19 protein-coding genes are annotated in these 18,519 nt (G+C 70.1%); 11 read left to right on the top strand and 8 right to left on the bottom strand.

Going from position 1 to position 18,519, the window contains the following annotated elements:
* Positions 1-32 precede the first annotated feature (32 nt).
* The 4 genes from NWFMUON74_RS30050 to NWFMUON74_RS30035 all read left to right on the top strand — a co-directional run bounded on the left by NWFMUON74_RS30050 (position 33) and on the right by NWFMUON74_RS30035 (position 3,622).
* Positions 33-1,283 carry an ArsB/NhaD family transporter gene (locus tag NWFMUON74_RS30050; RefSeq protein WP_232110680.1) on the top strand — a complete coding sequence of 417 codons (1,251 nt, stop codon included), beginning with the start codon at positions 33-35 and terminating at the stop codon, positions 1,281-1,283.
* Between the two features lie 89 nt (positions 1,284-1,372).
* Positions 1,373-1,897: a DMT family transporter gene (locus NWFMUON74_RS30045; RefSeq protein WP_187685084.1), complete on the top strand. Its 525-nt coding sequence runs from the start codon at positions 1,373-1,375 to the stop codon at positions 1,895-1,897.
* Positions 1,894-2,394, top strand: a complete 501-nt coding sequence (locus NWFMUON74_RS30040) for a DMT family transporter (RefSeq protein ID WP_187685083.1) — start codon at positions 1,894-1,896, stop codon at positions 2,392-2,394. The genes NWFMUON74_RS30045 and NWFMUON74_RS30040 overlap by 4 nt, the downstream gene beginning before the upstream one ends.
* A gap of 136 nt (positions 2,395-2,530) precedes the next feature.
* Positions 2,531-3,622 (top strand): adenosine deaminase, encoded by a 1,092-nt coding sequence (locus NWFMUON74_RS30035; RefSeq protein WP_187685082.1) that lies wholly within the window; start codon positions 2,531-2,533, stop codon positions 3,620-3,622.
* Positions 3,623-3,628: 6 nt separating this feature from the next.
* On the opposite strand, the gene NWFMUON74_RS30030 is transcribed toward NWFMUON74_RS30035, so the two are convergent.
* Genes NWFMUON74_RS30030 through NWFMUON74_RS30010 form a run of 5 tightly spaced genes read right to left on the bottom strand, consistent with a single transcriptional unit; the run spans position 3,629 to position 7,101 of the window.
* Complete coding sequence (locus tag NWFMUON74_RS30030) at positions 3,629-4,894, bottom strand: primosomal protein (RefSeq protein ID WP_187685081.1); 1,266 nt, start codon at positions 4,892-4,894, stop codon at positions 3,629-3,631.
* 33 nt (positions 4,895-4,927) lie between these two features.
* Positions 4,928-5,275, bottom strand: a complete 348-nt coding sequence (locus NWFMUON74_RS30025) for a YbaB/EbfC family nucleoid-associated protein (protein WP_187685080.1) — start codon at positions 5,273-5,275, stop codon at positions 4,928-4,930.
* A gap of 13 nt (positions 5,276-5,288) precedes the next feature.
* On the bottom strand, positions 5,289-5,642 hold the full coding sequence (locus tag NWFMUON74_RS30020; RefSeq protein WP_187685079.1) for a hypothetical protein: 354 nt from the start codon (positions 5,640-5,642) through the stop codon (positions 5,289-5,291).
* Positions 5,639-6,775 (bottom strand): NlpC/P60 family protein, encoded by a 1,137-nt coding sequence (locus NWFMUON74_RS30015; RefSeq protein ID WP_187689518.1) that lies wholly within the window; start codon positions 6,773-6,775, stop codon positions 5,639-5,641. The genes NWFMUON74_RS30020 and NWFMUON74_RS30015 overlap by 4 nt, the downstream gene beginning before the upstream one ends.
* 5 nt (positions 6,776-6,780) lie before the next feature.
* Entirely contained in the window at positions 6,781-7,101 is a 321-nt protein-coding gene (locus NWFMUON74_RS30010; RefSeq protein WP_187685078.1) for a type VII secretion target, read from the bottom strand.
* A 145-nt stretch (positions 7,102-7,246) separates the two neighbouring features.
* Between NWFMUON74_RS30010 and upp the strand changes: the two genes are divergently transcribed.
* Complete coding sequence (gene upp, locus NWFMUON74_RS30005; protein ID WP_187685077.1) at positions 7,247-7,870, top strand: uracil phosphoribosyltransferase; 624 nt, start codon at positions 7,247-7,249, stop codon at positions 7,868-7,870.
* Between the two features lie 4 nt (positions 7,871-7,874).
* On the opposite strand, the gene NWFMUON74_RS30000 is transcribed toward upp, so the two are convergent.
* Positions 7,875-9,437 carry a phospho-sugar mutase gene (locus tag NWFMUON74_RS30000; RefSeq protein WP_187685076.1) on the bottom strand — a complete coding sequence of 521 codons (1,563 nt, stop codon included), beginning with the start codon at positions 9,435-9,437 and terminating at the stop codon, positions 7,875-7,877.
* Between the two features lie 105 nt (positions 9,438-9,542).
* Positions 9,543-10,322: a purine-nucleoside phosphorylase gene (locus NWFMUON74_RS29995; protein WP_187685075.1), complete on the bottom strand. Its 780-nt coding sequence runs from the start codon at positions 10,320-10,322 to the stop codon at positions 9,543-9,545.
* A 103-nt stretch (positions 10,323-10,425) separates the two neighbouring features.
* On the opposite strand from NWFMUON74_RS29995, the gene NWFMUON74_RS29990 reads away from it, so the two are divergent.
* The 4 genes from NWFMUON74_RS29990 to NWFMUON74_RS29975 all read left to right on the top strand — a co-directional run bounded on the left by NWFMUON74_RS29990 (position 10,426) and on the right by NWFMUON74_RS29975 (position 14,696).
* Complete coding sequence (locus NWFMUON74_RS29990) at positions 10,426-11,340, top strand: ribonuclease Z (protein WP_232110679.1); 915 nt, start codon at positions 10,426-10,428, stop codon at positions 11,338-11,340.
* A 15-nt stretch (positions 11,341-11,355) separates the two neighbouring features.
* Positions 11,356-12,060 carry an enoyl-CoA hydratase-related protein gene (locus NWFMUON74_RS29985; RefSeq protein ID WP_187685073.1) on the top strand — a complete coding sequence of 235 codons (705 nt, stop codon included), beginning with the start codon at positions 11,356-11,358 and terminating at the stop codon, positions 12,058-12,060.
* A gap of 192 nt (positions 12,061-12,252) precedes the next feature.
* Positions 12,253-13,428 carry a M20 family metallopeptidase gene (locus tag NWFMUON74_RS29980; protein ID WP_232111244.1) on the top strand — a complete coding sequence of 392 codons (1,176 nt, stop codon included), beginning with the start codon at positions 12,253-12,255 and terminating at the stop codon, positions 13,426-13,428.
* Positions 13,429-13,511: 83 nt separating this feature from the next.
* Positions 13,512-14,696, top strand: coding sequence for a M20 family metallopeptidase (locus tag NWFMUON74_RS29975; RefSeq protein ID WP_187689517.1), 1,185 nt, complete (start codon positions 13,512-13,514; stop codon positions 14,694-14,696).
* A 267-nt stretch (positions 14,697-14,963) separates the two neighbouring features.
* Here NWFMUON74_RS29975 and NWFMUON74_RS29970 read toward each other — a convergent pair whose 3' ends face one another.
* The gene (locus NWFMUON74_RS29970; protein WP_187685071.1) at positions 14,964-15,443 is read right to left on the bottom strand and encodes a gamma-glutamylcyclotransferase family protein; all 480 of its coding nucleotides are present in this window, start codon (positions 15,441-15,443) and stop codon (positions 14,964-14,966) included.
* A 192-nt stretch (positions 15,444-15,635) separates the two neighbouring features.
* Here NWFMUON74_RS29970 and NWFMUON74_RS29965 point away from each other — a divergent pair, with 192 nt between their 5' ends.
* Positions 15,636-17,039 (top strand): NAD(P)H-quinone dehydrogenase, encoded by a 1,404-nt coding sequence (locus NWFMUON74_RS29965; RefSeq protein WP_187685070.1) that lies wholly within the window; start codon positions 15,636-15,638, stop codon positions 17,037-17,039.
* Between the two features lie 285 nt (positions 17,040-17,324).
* Positions 17,325-18,479 (top strand): hypothetical protein, encoded by a 1,155-nt coding sequence (locus tag NWFMUON74_RS29960; RefSeq protein WP_232110678.1) that lies wholly within the window; start codon positions 17,325-17,327, stop codon positions 18,477-18,479.
* Positions 18,480-18,519 lie beyond the last annotated feature (40 nt).

The following is an 18,519-nucleotide window of genomic DNA, read 5'->3' as shown; positions in this document are numbered from 1 at the left end:
ATCCGTGCGGGGGTGGCTGGGATGATGGGCGCGTGTCTGAGCGAGTGGGCACCGCGCAGCGGGGTGACGGGAGTGCCGAGGAGGTTGCGGCGGATCGGCCGGCGCGTGTGCTTGATCGGGTGCGGCTCGGGCTGTTGGTCGCCGGGTTGCTGTGCGTGGTCACCGGCTTGCTGCCGCGGGACGAGGCGGTGGCGAACATGCGGCGGATCGGGCCGCTGCTGTTGTTCCTCGGCAGTGTGATCGTGCTCGCGGAGCTGGCTCGGCGGGCGCGGGTTTTCGACGTGATCGCGTATCGGCTGGCGATCGTCGGACGCGGTTACTATCCGGCCTTGTTCGTGTCGTGCGTGGCCTTCGCGTCCGCGACGACCATCGTGCTCAACCTCGACACCACCGCGGTGTTGCTCACGCCGGTGCTGCTGGCGCTGGCGGCGCCCGCCCGCATTCCGCCGCTGCCGTTGGCCATGACCACCCTGTGGCTGGCCAATACGGCGAGCCTGCTGCTGCCCGTGTCGAACCTGACCAATCTGCTCGCCGCCGACCGGGTGGGGCTGGCGGGCACCGAGTTCGCGGCGAGAATGTGGCTGCCGCAATTGGTTTCGATCGCGGCGACGATGCTGTGGCTGTGGGTGTGGTACTGGCGGCGCGGACGCCGGGGCGTGGACCGTTACCGGCCGCCGGAGCCCGTCCGGATCGCGGACCGGCGGGCGCGCGCCCTGCTCTACCTCACCGGCGCGGCCTGCCTGTTGTTCATCGTCGCGATCCCGATCGTCGGGGATCTGATCGGCGTCGCCGCCTTGGCCGCGGCGCTGCTCGCGGTCGGCGCGTTCGCGGTCTTCGACAGGTCCGCGCTGCGGCTTTCGCTGCTGCCGTGGCGGCTGCTGGTCTTCGTGGTCGGCTTGTTCCTGGTGGTTCCGACCCTGGGCCGATTCGGACTCGCCACACTGATGCACACGTTGATCGGCGCGGATCCGGGCGCGGTCGGAGCCTTCCGCGCGGCCGCGGCGGGGGCCGGGTTGTCCAATGTGGCCAACAATCTCCCGGCGTACACCGCGGGCGAGGTGGTGATCGAGCCCGGGCACCACGACCAACTGCTCGCGTTGCTCATCGGAACCAACATCGGATCGATCGTTACCCCGTGGGCCTCGCTCGCGACGCTGCTGTGCCTGGAGTTCTGCCGCTCGCACGGTGTGCGCGTGCCGCTCGGACGCTTCGTGGCCACCGGAGCGGTGCTCGCGGCCACCGCGACAGCCGGGGCGGTAGGCGCGCTGCTTCTGGCACCCTGACCAGGGAATATCGCGATACCTATTTAATGTACCGTTATCTAACGGTACATTAAACGCGTCACCGACGATCGATCGAAGGACGTGCGCTCGTGAGTGCTCTCGCTCTTGGGCTGGTCTTCCTGTTCATCCTGGCCGCGGGCGGATTGCGATCCGTCGAGGTCGGTTGCCAGAACACGCAGAAGATCCATCTGAAGAACCTCTGGCTGTGTGCCGTGGTGTCGTATGCCGTTGCGCTGATCGGATTCTCGATCTTCCTGGCCGTGTCGGTGGTGGTCGCGGAGTCGCCGTGGCCGTCGATGGCGGAGCTGCGGCAGATGCCGTGGTGGGCGCCGTTCGGCGGGTTGATCGGCGGCGTCGCGGTGGTCGGCATGATCACCGTCGCCAAGTTCGTCGGGGTGGCCACCTTCAATGCCGTCGTGATCGTGAGCGAGATGCTGGTCGCGCTGGTCATGGACGATCTGGGCCTGATGGGGTTCGAGGTGCGGGAACTGACGCCGCCGCGGTTGCTGGCCGCCGTGCTCATCACCGGAGCGGTCTACCTGATGGCCAGCGACTCCGGCGAGGCACCGTCCGAGCGGCGGCCCGCCGTCCTCGCGGGAGAGGGCATCCGATGACCACGACCACCACCGCGCGCACGTCGCTGCCGCGCCGCCTCATGGCTCTCGTCCTCGTGTTCATGCTCGTGGGCGGCGCGCTGCGGTCGGTGGAGGCGGGGTGCCAGAACTCCCTGAAATTGGCCCTGCACAACGTCTTTCTGTGCGGAGTGATCTCCTACGCGGTGGCGCTCACCGGCGTCGGACTCATCTTCGCCGTCACGTCGGCGCTCTCGCCGCACCGGCACTGGCCGTCGCGGGCCGAGCTGAAGGCCATGCCCCGATGGGCCCCGTTCGGCGGATTGACCGGTGGCGCGGCCATTTTCGCGATGATCACGGTCGCCTCCAGCGTGGGGGTGAGCACCTTCAACGCGCTGATCATCGCCGGTCAGATGCTCTTGGCGACGGCGATGGATCACTATGGCGTTATGGGTTTTCCGCGCCGCCGGCTCACCGTCCAGCGGCTGGCCGGGTGCGTGTTGCTCATCGCCGGTTCGTATCTGATGGCCAAGTACTGAATTCGACGGCGGCACGGTCGCGCCGCGCGTTACCCCGGCGACACGCGGGCGACATTCCGGCAACGACATGCCAGCCGGTGAGTGGACACGCGCCGAGTCCGCTGCGGAACCGGTCGGATGCGGATAGCGTCGGTACATGACTGGACCGATGCCTTTGACCCTTGCCTCGATCCGCCAGGCCCCGAAGGCCGTGCTGCACGATCACCTCGACGGCGGGCTGCGTCCGCAAACCGTCCTCGAGCTGGCTATCGACTGCGGTTACGACCAGCTTCCGGCACACGACGCCGATGCCCTGGGCCAGTGGTTCCGCGACGCCGCCGACAGCGGGTCGCTCGAGCGCTACCTGGAAACCTTCGCCCACACCGTCGCGGTGATGCAGACCCCCGAGGGGCTGCGGCGGGTGGCGCGCGAATGCGCCCTCGACCTGGCCGCCGACGGCGTCGTGTACGCCGAGGTGCGCTTCGCACCCGAGCAGCACCTGGAGCGCGGACTCTCGCTGGACGAGGTGGTCGAGCACACCCTGGCCGGATTCGACGAAGGGTCCGCCCTGGCCGCCGAGGCGGGTACCCCGATCCGGGTGACCTGTCTGCTCACCGCCATGCGGCACGCCGCCCGCTCCCTGGAGATCGCCGAACTGGCCGTGCGTTTCCGCGACCGCGGGGTGGGCGGTTTCGACATCGCGGGCGCCGAGGCGGGCTACCCGCCCAGCCGGCACCTCGACGCCTTCGAGTACATGCGCGCCAACTGCGCCCACGTCACCATCCACGCCGGGGAGGCGTTCGGGCTGCCCTCCATTCACGAAGCGGTGGCGTTCTGCGGTTGCGACCGGCTCGGCCACGGCGTCCGGATCACCGACGACATCGTCGACTCCGATACCGAGCCGCGCCTGGGGCAGGTCGCGAACTACGTGCGGGACATGCGAATTCCGCTCGAGCTGTGCCCGTCGTCGAACGTGCAGACCGGGGCGGTGCCCTCGCTGGAGAAGCACCCGTTCGACCTGCTGGCCCGGTTGCGGTTCCGGGTCACGGTGAACACCGACAACCGCCTGATGAGCGACACCGACATGAGCCGGGAGATGCTCAAGCTGGTCGAGACCTTCGACTACGGCTGGAGTGACCTGGAACGCTTCACCATCAACGCGATGAAGTCGGCCTTCATCCCGTTCCCGGATCGGCTCCGCATCATCGACGAGGTGATCAAGCCGGGCTACGCCGTGCTGCTCGGCTGAGCCCGGTCAGCCCTTCTGCAGCCGGGTCTCGAACGCCTGCTCCAGGGCCCGCCACTGCTCGGCCTCGGCCGTGAACGGCGGGCTCGGGGCCAGTCGGCTCGGGTCCGGCTCCAGCAGGTAGGAGACGTACCAGCCGAGCGGGGTCGACTTGGCGAGCGCCTGCTCCACACTGTCGTCGTTGGCGTAATCCGCCGCGTCGGTGAACAATTCGACGGCCAGGTCGAGCTGGTCGATATCGACCACCTTGGGGCCCTCGGCGAGGTCGTCGGCCAGACCCGGCAGCACGTAGACGTTCTCGTCGCTCACCTCGACCTCGAGCGACCCGTCGGTGGCCGCGGTCTGCACCTCGCCGTAGGTGCTCACCCGGGCCAGGTCGTGGTCGTGGTCGTCGGCCAGGTAGCGGGCCAGGGCGCGCTCGGAGGTGAAGACCGTGATGGTGCCACCCGAACCGAGGAACACCGGCTCGTCGTCGAGGTAACAGCGCAGGGTGTAGAAGGTGTCGGCGGAGGTGACGATCTTGACCGGGTCGATGCCGACCTCGTGCCAGAAGGTCTCCTCTTCCTCTTCTTCTTCCTCTTCGGCCTCGTCGTCGTCCTCCGCGGCGAGATCGACCTGTTCGATGTCGTCGTCCTCGGTGTCGGCGGCGTCCTCGGCGTCGACGACATTCTCTTCGGCCGCAAGCAGTTCCGCCTCCGCGACCGCGACCGCCTCGGCGTCGACATCCGGGGTCTGCACCGCCGAGTCGACGGCGTCGACCACGGCGTCCCAGTCCTTGGCGATGGCCGCGCCGATCTGGTCCCACAGCTCCTCGCCCTCGCGGCCGATGAAGGCGCTCGTCCCCGCGGGGAGCGCGCCGAGCACCGGGTGCGAGCCGAAGAACTTGGTGACCACCTCGAGTTCGCACACCTCACCGAGGGTGCGGACCATGTCGAGGGTCTCCTCCAGCTCCGCCAGGGTTTCCGGGTCGGGGTCGCCCGCCGCCAGCTCGGGGACGCCGATCAGGTCGAAGACATACTGCTCCTCGGGCTCCAGCTCGGCCGCCGAGAGCCCCGCCACCACCTTCCACGACGGATGGTCGACCAGATCGTTGTCGTCGTTGGTGCGGATGAAAGCGGCTAGCTCCGCCACCGACTCGAAGCCGTACAGCGCGTCCTCGTGCCCGAGGAATGCCTCCCACTCGTCGTCACCGTCTCGCCAGCGCGGTGCCCACAGTGTGACGAGGTCGCCGTCGGTCAGGCCGAGCTCGATCGGGACGATGTCTCCAGAAGCCATGAACGGAAGCCTATCCAGTCGACGGCCGCGGCACTATTCGGCCCGCCCCCCAACACTTCCCGATTCCGGGGATCCGGCTTCCGGGGGGACGAACGCGGCGTTCAGCTTGCCGACCACCTCGGACCGCTGCGCGCCCGCGTCCTGGGCGGCCTGCTGGCACGCCCAGATGATCAGTTGACCGACCTCGGCTGGGGGCCGGGATGTCACCGTCTCGGCCAGCTCCAGCGCGACCAGCGCGCCGCTGGAGTCCACTTCGACCGTCACCGAGTCGTCCTCGGCGGTGTAGCGGCCGCGCACGTGCTGCAGGCCGTAGAGCGCGGCCTCCAGCGCCTCCAGTTTGTCGGTCGCCCGGGCGACCAGGGCATCCATCTCGGCACTCATCCTCGCGCCTCCCTCACACCGGCCTCATCCAGCTCGTGGGTCCCGTATCCGCGTCGTCCATGCGGTCCAGCTCGTCGACGGCCTGGCCGCGGGTGGGCAGGCCGAGCTTGTCCAAGATCTCCTCGGGCATGCCCGACTCGGCCAGCAGCTCGCGCCGCCGGGCCTTGGCGACGATCGCCGACCGCTTGGTCAGGCGCAGGATCTCGGCGGCCAAAGCCTTTGCGCCGTAACGGTATTCGCTGCGCTCGAACTTGATCTCCACCGGCATGCCCTGGTCGGTGGCCCGGACGCTGATGGTGCCGGCGCGATTGGTGCTGGCCGCCACCGTGACGTTCGGGATCTGCGGCTGTGGTTGCTGCGAGGTCATGAGGTGGGCCTGTAGAAGCCGTGGAACGCCATTCCGCTGTTCTCCGTTCGAATCGGGCCGGTCTGGACTGGATCACCGGCCTCCACGAGCTGTCCGTTGCCGATGACCATCGCGACATGGCCGTCCCAGATGGCCAGGTCACCGGGCATGAGGTCGCCGGGGCTCACCGGGGTGGCGCCCGCGCTCTGATCGGCGGCCAGCCGCGGGAGGTCCACGCCCGCCTCGCCGTAGGCCCACTTGGTGAGGCCGCTGCAGTCCAGGCCGGCGCCGGGAGTGTTGCCGCCCCAGACATACGGCGTGCCCTGGGCGCTGAGCGCGGAGGTGACCGCCTTGGCCGCCTTCTCGTTGGGGGCCTCGACCTGGCTGCCGTCGGGCAGGGTGATCATCACGCCGCCGTGGCGGCCGCGCTCGCCCTCGCCGGACGGCGCACCGGGCTGCACCTTGCCGTTGCTCGACCGCGACGAGGACGTGCTCGCCGCCGAGGTGGGCGTGGCCATCAGCCCGCTCATCATCGAGCCGCCGGTGGAGGCCACCGCGCCCAGCACCGAACCGGCCTGCTGCAGGCCACTGGCGGCGACCGGGGCGGCGGCCGCGGCGGCGGCGACCGGAGTGCCCGCGGCGGACGGCGTGGGCGGCGGCGGGGTCAGTTCCGTCATCGAGGCGGTGTGCGTGTCGAGTTCGGAACGGGTGCGGGTGACCACGTTCAGCGCCTGGCCCAGATGGTCGATGGCCGAACTCACCACCGTCGCCAGGCCGGGCGGTGTGGTCACGGCGGGCCCGAGTGCGGTCACCGACCGGACGAAGGACTGGAGGATGCCGTCGAGTTCCTTCTGGCCCGTCTGCACGGCGGCCGCGGCCTGGGTGACCACGTCGGCCATGTCCAGGCCGCGGTCGGAGATGGAGGCCGCCGACGTTTGAATCCTGAGCGCCTTGTCCATGGCGGCGTCGCCACCCTGGCCGTGCCAGGCGTTGGTCATCTGGTTGATGCCGGCGCTGCCCGCCTGGTGAATTCCGTCCAGGGTGGTAGACGTCTGCCGCAGGGCGTCGGCCGGGCCGCCGCCCGGCAGCACGCCGTGGCCGAAGCTGGTGAGCAGCTCGATGATCGGCTGGGCCAGGGCGTCGAGGTTGATCACGCCCGTCACGGCAGCTCTCCCTCGGTGGCGCGCAGCGTGGCGGCGTGGCCCAGGTCCGTTTCGGCGTAGGCGCCCGAGGCGCCGGCCGCGGCGGCGCCCATGCTGCCCAGCACCGCCGACAGTTCCCCGATGCCGGCCACGTGACCCGCGTGCGCGGCGGCGTAGGCGGTGACGAAATCGCCACCGATCAATCCGAAGATCGGGCCCAGCAGCAGCGGATCGGCGCCGGCCGCGCTGACCGCGGCGGCCGCCATCTCGCCGGACAGGCCCCCGGCTGTCGCACCGTAGGCCGCGACGCCCTCGGTGTCGACCGAGATCTTGTGCATCAACATCCCCCATCGTGCTGGTCTGGTGGCAGATTACGGCATCCGAGTACTTCGACGCAGGCGCCGCGGCAACGGTTCCGTCACCGGACCGGAAATCCCACCGCGGATTCGGGCCCCGAACCCGAATAGACCTTATCGTTCCCCCATGCGTACGCACATCGTGGATCATCCGCTCGCCACCACTCTGCTGACGACCATGCGCGACGCCCGTACGCCCAATCCGGGGTTCCGGGCGGCGTTGCGCGATCTGACGGGTTTCCTGATCTACGAGGCACTTCGGGACGCACCGCTGGCGGGTTTCGAGGTCCGCACCCCCGTCGCGGCGACCGTGGGCGCCCGGCTGGCGCACCCGCCGCTGCTGGTCCCGGTGCTGCGGGCCGGGCTGGGGATGGTCGACGCGGCCAGTGCGCTGATTCCCGAATCGCGGGTCGGCTTCGTCGGTGTCGCGCGCGACGAGCGGACCCATCAGCCGGTGCCCTACATGGAATCACTGCCGGAAGACCTGTCCGGCTACCCGGTGTTCGTGCTGGATCCGATGCTTGCCACCGGCGGGTCCATGCGCCACACCCTCGAACTGCTGGCCGTCCGCAATGCCACCGACATCACCGCGGTCTGCGTGGTCGCCGCGCCCGAAGGCATTGCGGCGCTGGAGAATTCCGGCCTGCCGGTGCGGTTGGTGACGGCGGCGGTGGACGAGGGGCTCAATGGCGACGCGTATATCGTGCCGGGGCTGGGCGACGCGGGCGATCGGCAGTTCGGTCCGCGCTGAGCGATCAGCGCGCTTCGCAGAACTCGCGGAGGCGGGAAAGTTGTTGTGCGGCGGATTCCTTCGCGGCGGGTAGATCCGCCCGGGTGGGGACCGGCTGCACGACTTCGAGATAGTACTTGAGCTTGGGCTCGGTGCCCGAGGGACGGACGACGATGCGCTGCGACTCACCCTCGAAAATCAATGCGTCCGTGCGCATCCGGCCCCGTGCGCGCAGCAGGTCGGTGCAGGTCACCGGCATTCCGGCGATGGTGTCCGGCGGCGTGTCCCGCAGCCGCGCGACCACCGCGGCGGCCGCCTCCTGGTCGGCGAGCCGCAGCGCGACCTGCGCACCGGCGTGCAGGCCGAATTCGAGAGCGTAGTCGTCGAGGGCGTCGGGCAGGGTGCGGCCGTCCGCGCGCAGCCGGGTCAGCAGGTCCGCCGCCGCGACCGCCGCCGAGATGCCGTCCTTGTCGCGGACCGCCGCCGGGTCCACACAGTGGCCGATCGCCTCCTCGTAGGCATAGACCAGGCCCTCGCCCGCGCGCGCCAGCCATTTGAAGCCGGTGAGCGTTTCGGCGTAGCGGGCGCCGCGCGCCGCGGCGAGCTTACTCAGCAGCCGCGACGACACGATGGTGGTGGCCACCAACGGATCTCGCCCCGCGGAGCCCAGCACGTAATCGGCGAGCAGCACGCCCGTCTGATCGCCGCGCAGCATCCGCCAGCCGTCCGGACCGGGCACCCCGATCGCGCACCGGTCCGCGTCCGGATCCAGCGCGATGGCCAGTTCCGCACCGACCTTCTCCGCCAGTCCCAGCAGCAGATCCGCCGCCCCGGGCTCCTCCGGATTCGGAAAAGCGACTGTGGGAAAGTCCGGGTCCGGCGCGAACTGCTCCACCACCACGTGCACATCCGTGAACCCGGCCGCGTGCAGCGCCGTCACCGCCGACTCCCCGCCCACCCCGTGCATGGGAGTGAGCGCGATGCGAATATCGCCGCGCCGCAACGAGTCCGAGGCACTGCGGCCGCCGAGAAGATGGGGCAGCGACGCCACGCGCGCGAGGTAGCGACGGAGGATCTCCTCGCCCATGTCGGCGATCGTCGCATCGGCGGCGAGGGACAGGGCGGTGGGGTCGGGGGCGGAGGCATCGGGGTCGGCACGGGAAATGGGCTCGTGCACAGCGGCTATGGCGCGTTCGATCTCCGCGTCCGCGGGCGGGATCAGCTGGGAGCCGCCGTCGAGGTACACCTTGTAGCCGTTATCGGTGGCGGGGTTGTGGGAAGCCGTGATTTGCACTCCGGCAACGGCTTTCAGTTCGCGGACGGCGAAAGCGACGACCGGGGTGGGCAGCGGGCGGGGGAGCAGGAGCACCGAGAACCCCGCCGCGGCGAAGACTTCCGCCGTGACGGTGGCGAATTCCGCCGAACCGTGCCGGGCGTCGCGGCCCACGATCACCGGCCCGCCGCCCAGGCAGCGCTCCCGCAACCACGTGGCGACCCCGGCCGACGCCCGCGCGACGGTGTCGATGTTCATGCCGTCGGGGCCGTCCCGCAACGGGCCGCGCAGCCCGGCCGTTCCGAATCGCAACATCAGCGGCAGTGTCCTTCCGGGTCCTTCCGGGTCTTCCGGTCCTTCCGGGTCGTCGTCCTCCCGGGTCCTTCCGGCGTCGTGAGTTCGGGCCCGCGCGGCACCTGACTACAGCCGTTCCAGCACGCCGCGCAGCAGTTTGCCGAGTCGCGGCGCCGCGGCGTGCCCCTCGGCGAGCACCTCGGCGTGCGACAGATGCGCACCCGTCACCCCGGCGGCCAGGTTGGTCACCAGCGAGATACCCAGCAGCCGAGCCCCGGCGGCCCGGCCCGCGATGGCCTCCAGCACCGTCGACATACCCACCAGATCGGCGCCCGCGGTACCGAGCATCCGGATCTCGGCCGGCGTCTCGTACTGCGGCCCGTGCAGGCCCGCGTAGACGCCCTCGGTGAGGCTCGGGTCGACCTCCCGCGCCAGCGTGCGCAGCTCCGGATCCCAGGCATCGACCATGTCGACGAAGCTCGCGCCCGTCAGCGGCGTGCGCCCGGTGAGATTGATGTGGTCGCCGATCAGCACGGGCTCGCCCACCCGCAGGCCGGGCCGGATACCGCCCGCCGCATTCGTGAGCAGGATCGTGTCGGCGCCGGCCGCGACGGCCGCGCGCACCCCGTGCACCACATCGGCCGGCTCGTAGCCCTCGTACAGGTGCTGGCGGCCCATCAGCACCAGTGTCGGCGTGTCGTTCACCAGCATCGAGTGCACAGTGTTCCGGTGGCCCTGCGCGGTCGGCGCGCCGAAGCCGGGCAGATCGCTCATCGGTACGGAGGCGGTCGGCGTGCCGATCTCGGCGGCCGCGTCCTGCCAGCCCGAACCCAGCACCACCGCGACCCGGTGGCGCGCTACTCCCGTACGTTCGGCGATCGCCGCGGCGGCCTGTTCGGCAAGCATGTGGCTCACCATAGTCGCGTCGATCGGGGGTCGCCGCGCGGGGAATACCGCCCAGCGAAGCCGCGATCCGGCGACGGTCGGCGGGGCAGGGCAGTATGAGGCCGTGCGTGAACTCGTCGTGTTGGGGACGGCCAGCCAGGTGCCGACCCGTCAACGCAACCACAACGGCTACTTCCTGCGGTGGGACGGGGACGGCCTGCTGTTCGATCCGGGTGAGGGCACCCAGCGTCAGATGCTGTACGCGGGTGTCTCCGCGGCGAGCATCACCCGCATCGGTCTCACCCATTTTCACGGCGACCACTGCCTGGGGCTGCCGGGCGTTCTCGCCAGGCTGAACCTGGACCGGGTGACCCACCCGGTCGACATCTGCTTCCCGGCGGCGGACATCGACTACTTCGAGCGACTGAGCCAGATCGTGCCGCGGCACCGCGATCCGGGACTGCGGCCGCATCCGGTCGCGACCGACGGCCCGATTCCCTTGCCCGACGCGCCCTTTCACCTCGAAGCCGTTGCCCTGTCGCACCGCGTGGCGACGTTCGGCTACCGTCTCGCCGAACCGGACGGCCGCCGGATGCTGCCGGATCGGCTGGCGGCCCTGGGCATTGCCGGACCCGACGTCGGCCGCTTGCAACGCGCGGGGAGCCTGACGCTGCCCGACGGCCGCACCGTCACCCTCGACGAGGTCTCGACGCCGCGCCGCGGTCAGCGGTTCGCCTTCGTCATGGACACCCGAATGTGTTCGGGGGTCGAGGAATTGGCGCAGGACGCCGACATGCTCGTGATCGAAGCCACGTTCCTCGACGCCGATGCCGCGCTGGCCCACGAGTTCGGCCACCTCACCGCCGCCGAGGCCGCCCAGGTCGCCGAGGCGGCGGGCGTGCGCACGCTGGTGCTCACGCACTTCTCGCAGCGATATCCGGACCTCGACGGCCACCGCATCGAGGCGAGCAAGTACTTCCACGGCGAGCTGGTGGTGGCCGAAGATCTCATGCGCGTTCCGGTGCCGACTCGCCGGTAACTTATGCTTCGCCCTATGCCGTACTTGGAGCGTGACGGGGATGTATTCGTCCTCTACCTCGGCAACGAGGGCCGGACCGACAGCGAGAACCGCTTTCACCCCGACTGGATCGACGAGTTCCACGGGCAGCTGGACCGGGTCGAGTCGTCGGATGGCCCGGCCGCCCTGGTCACCGTGGCGACCGGCAAGTTCTACAGCAACGGTCTCGACACCGACTGGCTGTTCGGCAACTACGACCGTGTGCACTGGTACCTGGACCGCGTGCATTCGATGTTCAGCCGTCTGCTGACCTTCTCCATGCCGACCGTGGCCGCCGTCAACGGGCACGCCTTCGGCGCCGGTGCGATGCTGGCCACCTCGCACGACTTCCGGGTCATGCGCGGCGATCGCGGCTACTGGTGCCTGCCCGAGGTGCACCTCGGCATGCCGTTCACCGTCGCGATGAACGCGCTGGTCACCGAGCGCCTCACCAATCAGGTCGCGCTGGAGGCGATGACCACGGGCCGCCGCTACGCCGCCGCCGACGCGATCGCGGCCGGGATCGTCGACGAGCAGGCCGACGCCGACAAGGTGCTGGCCGCAGCCGTCACCCGGGCCGCCGCCCTGGCCGGTAACCGCAAGCCGAACCTGCCGGTGATCAAGCGCGCGCTGCACGGGCGGGCGCTCGCCGGGCTGACCACTCCGACCACTCCGGAGAACCTGGCCTTCGACGCCGGCTGAGTTCCGCCGCGCCGAGGTCCGATATTCGCTCCCGGATAACCCGGCGGGCGGGCAGGCGTGCGCAGTGCAACACTGTGTGCCATGCCACGCAGCGCCGGCGCCCGCCCCTCCGACCCCGACTCGGACCGAACAGTCGGATCGATCGAGTCCGGAACAGGCGCGTCGCACTTCGCGCAGCCGCCGGATCCCGCGCTGGTCGCGGCCGCCGACACCGCCATCGGCGCCGCGGCCGACGCGCTGATCGCGCTGTCCCACGACATCCACGCCGAACCCGAACTCGCCTTCGCCGAGACGCGCAGCGTCGCCAAGACCCTCGTGCCGCTGCGGGAGCGCGGCTTCGCGATCCAGCTGCCCGTGGCCGGACTGGACACCGCGTTCACCGCCACCTACGGCAGCGGCGAGCTGGTGGTGGGAATCTGCGCGGAGTACGACGCGTTGCCCGAGATCGGGCATGCCTGTGGGCACAACATCATCGCCGCCGCTGCGGTGGGTGCGGCCCTGGGCCTGGCCGAGGTGGCCGATGCGTGCGGGATCACCGTGAAGGTGTTCGGCACGCCGGCCGAGGAGAGCGGCGGTGGCAAGGTCTTGATGCTCGAGCGCGGCGTGTTCGACGGCACGGCGCTGGCGATGATGGTCCATCCGGGACCGTGCGACATCGTCGGCGCGCGCTCGCTGGCGCTGGCGGACGTCGCGGTCACCTTCCACGGGCGCGAGGCGCATGCCAGCGCGGCGCCCGAGCAGGGCCGCAACGCCGGTGACGCGGTGACCGTCACCCAGGTAGCCCTCGGTTTGCTGCGTCAGCATCTGAATCCCGGGCAGCAACTGCACGGTATAGTCAAGACCGGCGGCGTTGCCCCGAACATAGTGCCCGGACATGCGGAACTGCTGTACTACCTACGGGCAGTCGACTCCGCATCACTCGACGATCTGATGCGACGCGCATCGGCCTGTTTCGAGGCGGGAGCACTGGCGACCGGATGCACCCACGAAATCCGGACGCTGGCGCCCACATATACCGAGTTGACTCCCGACCCCGCACTACTGTTCGCCTATCGCGAGCAGATCGTCGGCATGGGACGGGTACCGCTCGCGGCGGACCTCGAGGCAGCGCGTCCGCTGGGCAGCACCGACATGGGCAACGTCACCAATGTCATCCCCGGCATCCATCCGGTTATCGGGATCGAAGCCGGTGGCGCGGTGACACATCAGCCGGAATTCGCCGCGGCGTGCATCACGCCGTCGGCGGACCTCGCGGTGACCGACGGGGCCACCGCGCTGGCGCGTACCGCAATCGCGATTGCGGGCGATCAATTTCACAGAGACAGGTTGTTGGAGCGCAGCATTCAGCGACAGGAGGACATTCGGTGAGTACAACCGGCGGGTCGGACACCGCACCGAGTACGGCGCGAGTGACCGGTCCGGACGCGACCGCGGCACGGCTCGGCGCATCGATGAACGGTGCCACGAACGCGGTGGCGCGTGGTCGCAAGGCGGTCGACGCATGGCTGAACGAGCACGCGGAGGACCTGATCGGGTGGCGGCGGCACATCCACGCCAACCCCGAACTGTCCCGCACCGAGTTCGCCACGACCGAGTTCATCGAGACCTGGCTGGTGAAGGCCGGGCTCGAGCCGCGCAAGCTGCCCACCGGAACCGGCCTCATCTGTGACATCGGCCCCGGCGGCCCGCGCCTCGGACTGCGCGCCGACATGGACGCGCTGCCCCTGCAGGAGTACACCGGGCTGCCGTTCGCGTCCGCCACCCCGGGCGTGTCGCACGCCTGCGGGCACGACGCGCACACCGCCATCCTGCTCGGCACGGCGCTGGCGCTGGCCGAGGCGCCCGACCTGCCGGTCGGCGTGCGGCTGGTGTTCCAGCACGCCGAGGAGGTCATGCCCGGCGGAGCCATCGACATGGTCGCCGCCGGGGCCATGGAGGACGTCTCGCGGATGTTCGCGCTGCACTGCGATCCGCGGCTGCAGGTGGGCCGGGTCGGCGTGCGCGTCGGGGCCATCACCTCCGCCGCCGACACCGTGGAGCTGGTGCTCGACTCGCCCGGCGGGCACACCTCGCGCCCTCATCTGACCAGCGACCTGGTGTACGCGATCGGCACCGTGATCACCGGCCTGCCCGGCATGCTCAGCCGCCGCATCGATCCGCGCACCAGCACCGTGATGGTGTGGGGTGCCGTGTCGGCGGGCAAGGCGCCCAACGCGATTCCGCAGACCGGCATGCTCACCGGCACCGTCCGCACCGGCGACCATGCCACCTGGTCGCTGCTGGAACCGATGGTCCGGGAGATCGTCGAGGGTCTGCTCGCCCCGACCGGGGTGCGGTATCAGCTGAACTACAAGCGCGGCGTGCCGCCGGTCGTCAACGAGGAACACGCCACCCGGATGTTCGAGGACGCCATCCGCGCCCTCGGCCCCGACGCCCTCGCCGACACCCCGCAGTCCGGCGGCGGCGAGGATTTCTCCTGGTACCTCGAGGAGGTCCCCGGCGCCATGGCCCGCCTCGGCGTCTGGTCCGGCCGAGGCCCCCAGCTCGACCTGCACCAGCCCACCTTCGACCTCGACGAACGAGCCCTCGCCGTCGGCGTCCGCACCCTCACCAACCTGGTCCTGCAGGCACACTGAGACTCTGGTCCTGCAGGCACACTGACCCGCGCCGCAGCGCCCCCGCGATGTCGTTCCGGATTGATGCGGCTCGCTCGCCACATCAATCCGGACGCAGCGCACTCGCGTCGTTCCGGATGCAGCGCGCTCGTATGTCGTTCCGGACGGGTGTGCTGGCGGCGTCGTTCCGGACGCGGCGCGCTGGCGAGGTCATTCGGACGCGGCGTGCTCGTACGTCGTTCCGGTGGCGGCGTGCTCGTACTTCGTTCCGGCGTGCTTTCCGCCGGGTCAGAGGCCGAAGGTTCCCGGGCCCACGTTCTTGCTGTTGCGGGTGCGCAGGGCGTGGACGTAATCGGCAGGGGCGCCGGCCTTTTCGGCGGCGTCCGATATTACTCCGATGTATCTGGCGGAGGGCAGGCCGCCCTCGTAGGCGTCGAGCACATACAGCCAGGCCAGGACGGGCTCGGTACCGGTGCCGGGGCTCGGCGTGACGCGCAGCCGGATCTTCTTGTGGATGCCGAAGTCCGAGCCCTCCCAGCGGTCCAGGCTCAGCTCGTCCTCGGCGGACACGTCGTACAGCACGACGAACACGCGCGAGCCCGGCTCCTCGACCACCGTCGCGAGCGGTCCCTCCCAGCCGATGTCATCGCCGGCGAAGGTCAGGCGCCAACCCTCCAGCCAACCGGTTCCGTACACCGGGGAGTGCGGACAGCGCTTGAGCATCTGCTCGGGGTCCATGTTGGACCCGTAGGCGGCGTATATCGGCACGAGGCAAGCGTAGCTGGTGATGGGTTGAGTGGCCGAGGTGGTTTTGCCGAGCCGCGCCGAAAACCGGCGGGGTGGCGTGTGGGAGGCGCGGTTCGGCTCACCGGCGGTGCAAGCAAACGTGGAGGGAGCAGGGCGGATAACGTTTAGGGGGTTCCGGAGATCCCGGGTGGCAGGTCGATAGCGGAGGTGCACATGACCCGCATTGCAATCATCGGGGGCGGCCCCGCCGGCTACGAGGCGGCGTTGGTGGCGGCTCAGCACGGCGCGACGGTCACGGTGATCGACAGCGACGGCATCGGTGGCGCGTGCGTGCTGTGGGACTGCGTGCCGTCGAAGACCTTCATCGCGTCCACGGGGGTACGCACCGATCTGCGGCGGGCCCGCGATCTCGGTATCACCCTGCATCCGGCACAGGCGCAGGTGCGGCTGTCCGAGGTGAACTCCCGGGTCAAGACGCTGGCGCAGGCACAGTCGTCCGATATCCGGTCCAAGCTGCAGGCGGCGGGGGTCACCATCCTCAACGGCCGCGGGCAGCTGATCGATCAGATTCCGGGCCTGGCCACCCATTTGGTGCGGGCCACGCTGAACGACGGCGCGGAGCGGGTGCTCGAGGCCGACGTCGTGCTCCTCGCGACGGGGGCCAGTCCGCGCGTGCTGCCGGGCGCGGAGCCCGACGGCGAGCGCATCCTGACCTGGCGGCAGCTCTACGATCTGAAGGAACTGCCGGAGACCATGGTGGTCATCGGATCCGGTGTCACCGGTGCCGAATTCGTCTCCGCGTACACCGAGATGGGCGTGAAGGTCAAGGTGCTGTCCAGTCGTGACCGCATCATGCCCAGCGAGGACGCCGACGCCGCCCTCGTCCTGGAGGACGCGCTGGCCGAGCGCGGCGTGGAACTGTTCAAGCAGGCGCGAGCCGACGCGGTCGAGCGGACCGCCGACGGCATCGTGGTGAAGCTGTCCGACGGCCGCACGGTGACCGGCTCGCACGCGCTGATGACCGTCGGCTCCACCCCGAACACCCAGAGTCTCGGCCTCGAACGCATCGGCATCGAACTCGACAAGGGCGGTTACCTTCGCGTCGATCGAGTGTCGCGGACCGCGGTGCCGGGTATCTACGCCGCCGGCGACTGCACCGGCCTGCTGCCGCTGGCCTCGGTGGCGGCGATGCAGGGCCGGATCGCCATGTACCACGCGCTGGGCGAGGGCGTGCAGCCGATCCGGCTGAAAACGGTCGCCTCGGCGGTGTTCACGCGTCCGGAGATCGCGACTGTCGGCGTCAGCCAGACGGCGATCGACAACGGCGACACCCCGGCCCGCACGGTGATGCTGCCGCTGAACACCAACCCGCGCGCCAAGATGTCGGGCCTGCGCCGCGGCTTCGTCAAGATCTTCTGCCGGCCGGCGACGGGCGTGGTGATCGGCGGCGTCGTGGTGGCGCCGATCGCCTCCGAGCTGATCCTGCCGATCGCCATGGCGGTGCAGAACAATCTGACGGTCAACGACCTGGCCCAGACCTTCTCGGTGTACCCGTCGCTGTCCGGATCGATCACCGAGGCCGCTCGCCAGCTGATGCGCCACGACGACCTGGGCTGAGTTTCCGCCGCTGACCAGGTCGCCACCAGTGTGTTCCCAGCACCGGTGAGGGCCTTGCGCAGCTGTTGCCTGAAACTTGTTCGTGTGGTTCACTTCCGGCAGAGATGTGACTGGTGGGCGGTTGGTTGATTTCGTGTGCGGGGGATCGATCTTTCCCGAACCGGAGTTCCGCGGACGGCCCCTGGCGGCCGGTACGAGCGGACCGGGCATCGATGAGGGACAAAGCTGGAGAGCGGTCGACCCCTGCGGGGTACCGGCCGGGCTCGGGAAAGGGATTGCGAGACAGTGAAACATCGTAAGCCGGGGCGGCCCACGCGCACGGTCGCCAAGACGTCCTTGCCATTGGCCGCCGCGGCCGCTGTCGCGACGATTCTGACGGCCTCCGGCGGGCCGGCCACCGCGGCGCCCGCCGAGCCGGCGGTACCCACCACCCCCGCGCAGCCGGGTGCCAACGAGTCCCAGCCGGGCACCAACGAGGTGCAGGCCCCCGAAGACGAGCAGCAGCCGGGCGACACGGAGCCGCAGCAGGGCCAGACCCCGAGCCAGCCGGGCGTCACCACCCCGCAGCCCGGTGTCACCACCCCGCAGCCGGGCGTCACCACGCCGAATCCCAACGCCCCCAAGCCCGATCAGCGCGATCAGGCCACGCCGCGGCAGCCGGGCGTCACCGCCCCGCGCGTGGCGCCGCTGCCCGTGCCGGGCCAGAACAACCAGGACGAGGTGCAGCCGGCGGTGGTGCCGGGCCAGCCCGCGCCCAACGGCCCGCAGACCGATCAGCTCAAGCCCCAGCAGCCGCAGCCGGACCAGCCTCAGGTGTCCCCGCGCCCCGCACAGCCGGGCCAGGGTGGTCAAGGCGGTCAGGGCAATCAGGGCAACGGCCAGAACAACCTGGACACCCTCACCGACAACGGCCCCGCGCCGGAGGAGACCCAGCCGCGCTGGAACGCCCCCAGCCTGCACGCGGCCCCGGCCGCGCCGGTCGTCCCGATGGACGGCCCGCACACCGAGGTCGGCGCGAACATCGACGGCGGCGGCCTGGTGCCGGGATACGTGGCCAACACTCACCACTTCAGCAACCTGGACGGCTACGTCGGCACCGTGGGTTACTCCACTCCGACGGGCACGGGGGACGGCGGTGTCGCGCTCGAGTACGTCGAGGCCAACAAGATCAAGGTCACCACGTACACCCACACCACGGGCATCGATGACCTGAAGTCGGCCACCGGCTTCGCCGACGTCACCAACGAGACCTACATCGACACCACCCAGGCCAACGCCGCCAAGGCGGCGGTCGAGGGCTGGATCCGGATGCAGCCGGGCGGTGAAGCGGCCATCGCCGCGGCCGCTCAGGTTGGTAGGCTGCCGGAGGGCGATTTCGCGCCGCAAACGGTGAACGTCGTGGGCGTGACCACGCAGTGGAGTGGGTCGGTCCAGAACTGACACAGACTGAATCGACACGTGGGGCGGCCGTTCGCGACCG

This window comes from Nocardia wallacei, from assembly GCF_014466955.1.
Taxonomy (GTDB): Bacteria; Actinomycetota; Actinomycetes; order Mycobacteriales; family Mycobacteriaceae; genus Nocardia; species Nocardia wallacei.
Note: the sequence above shows the minus strand (reverse complement) of the source record. Positions and strands in the feature narration are given on the sequence as shown.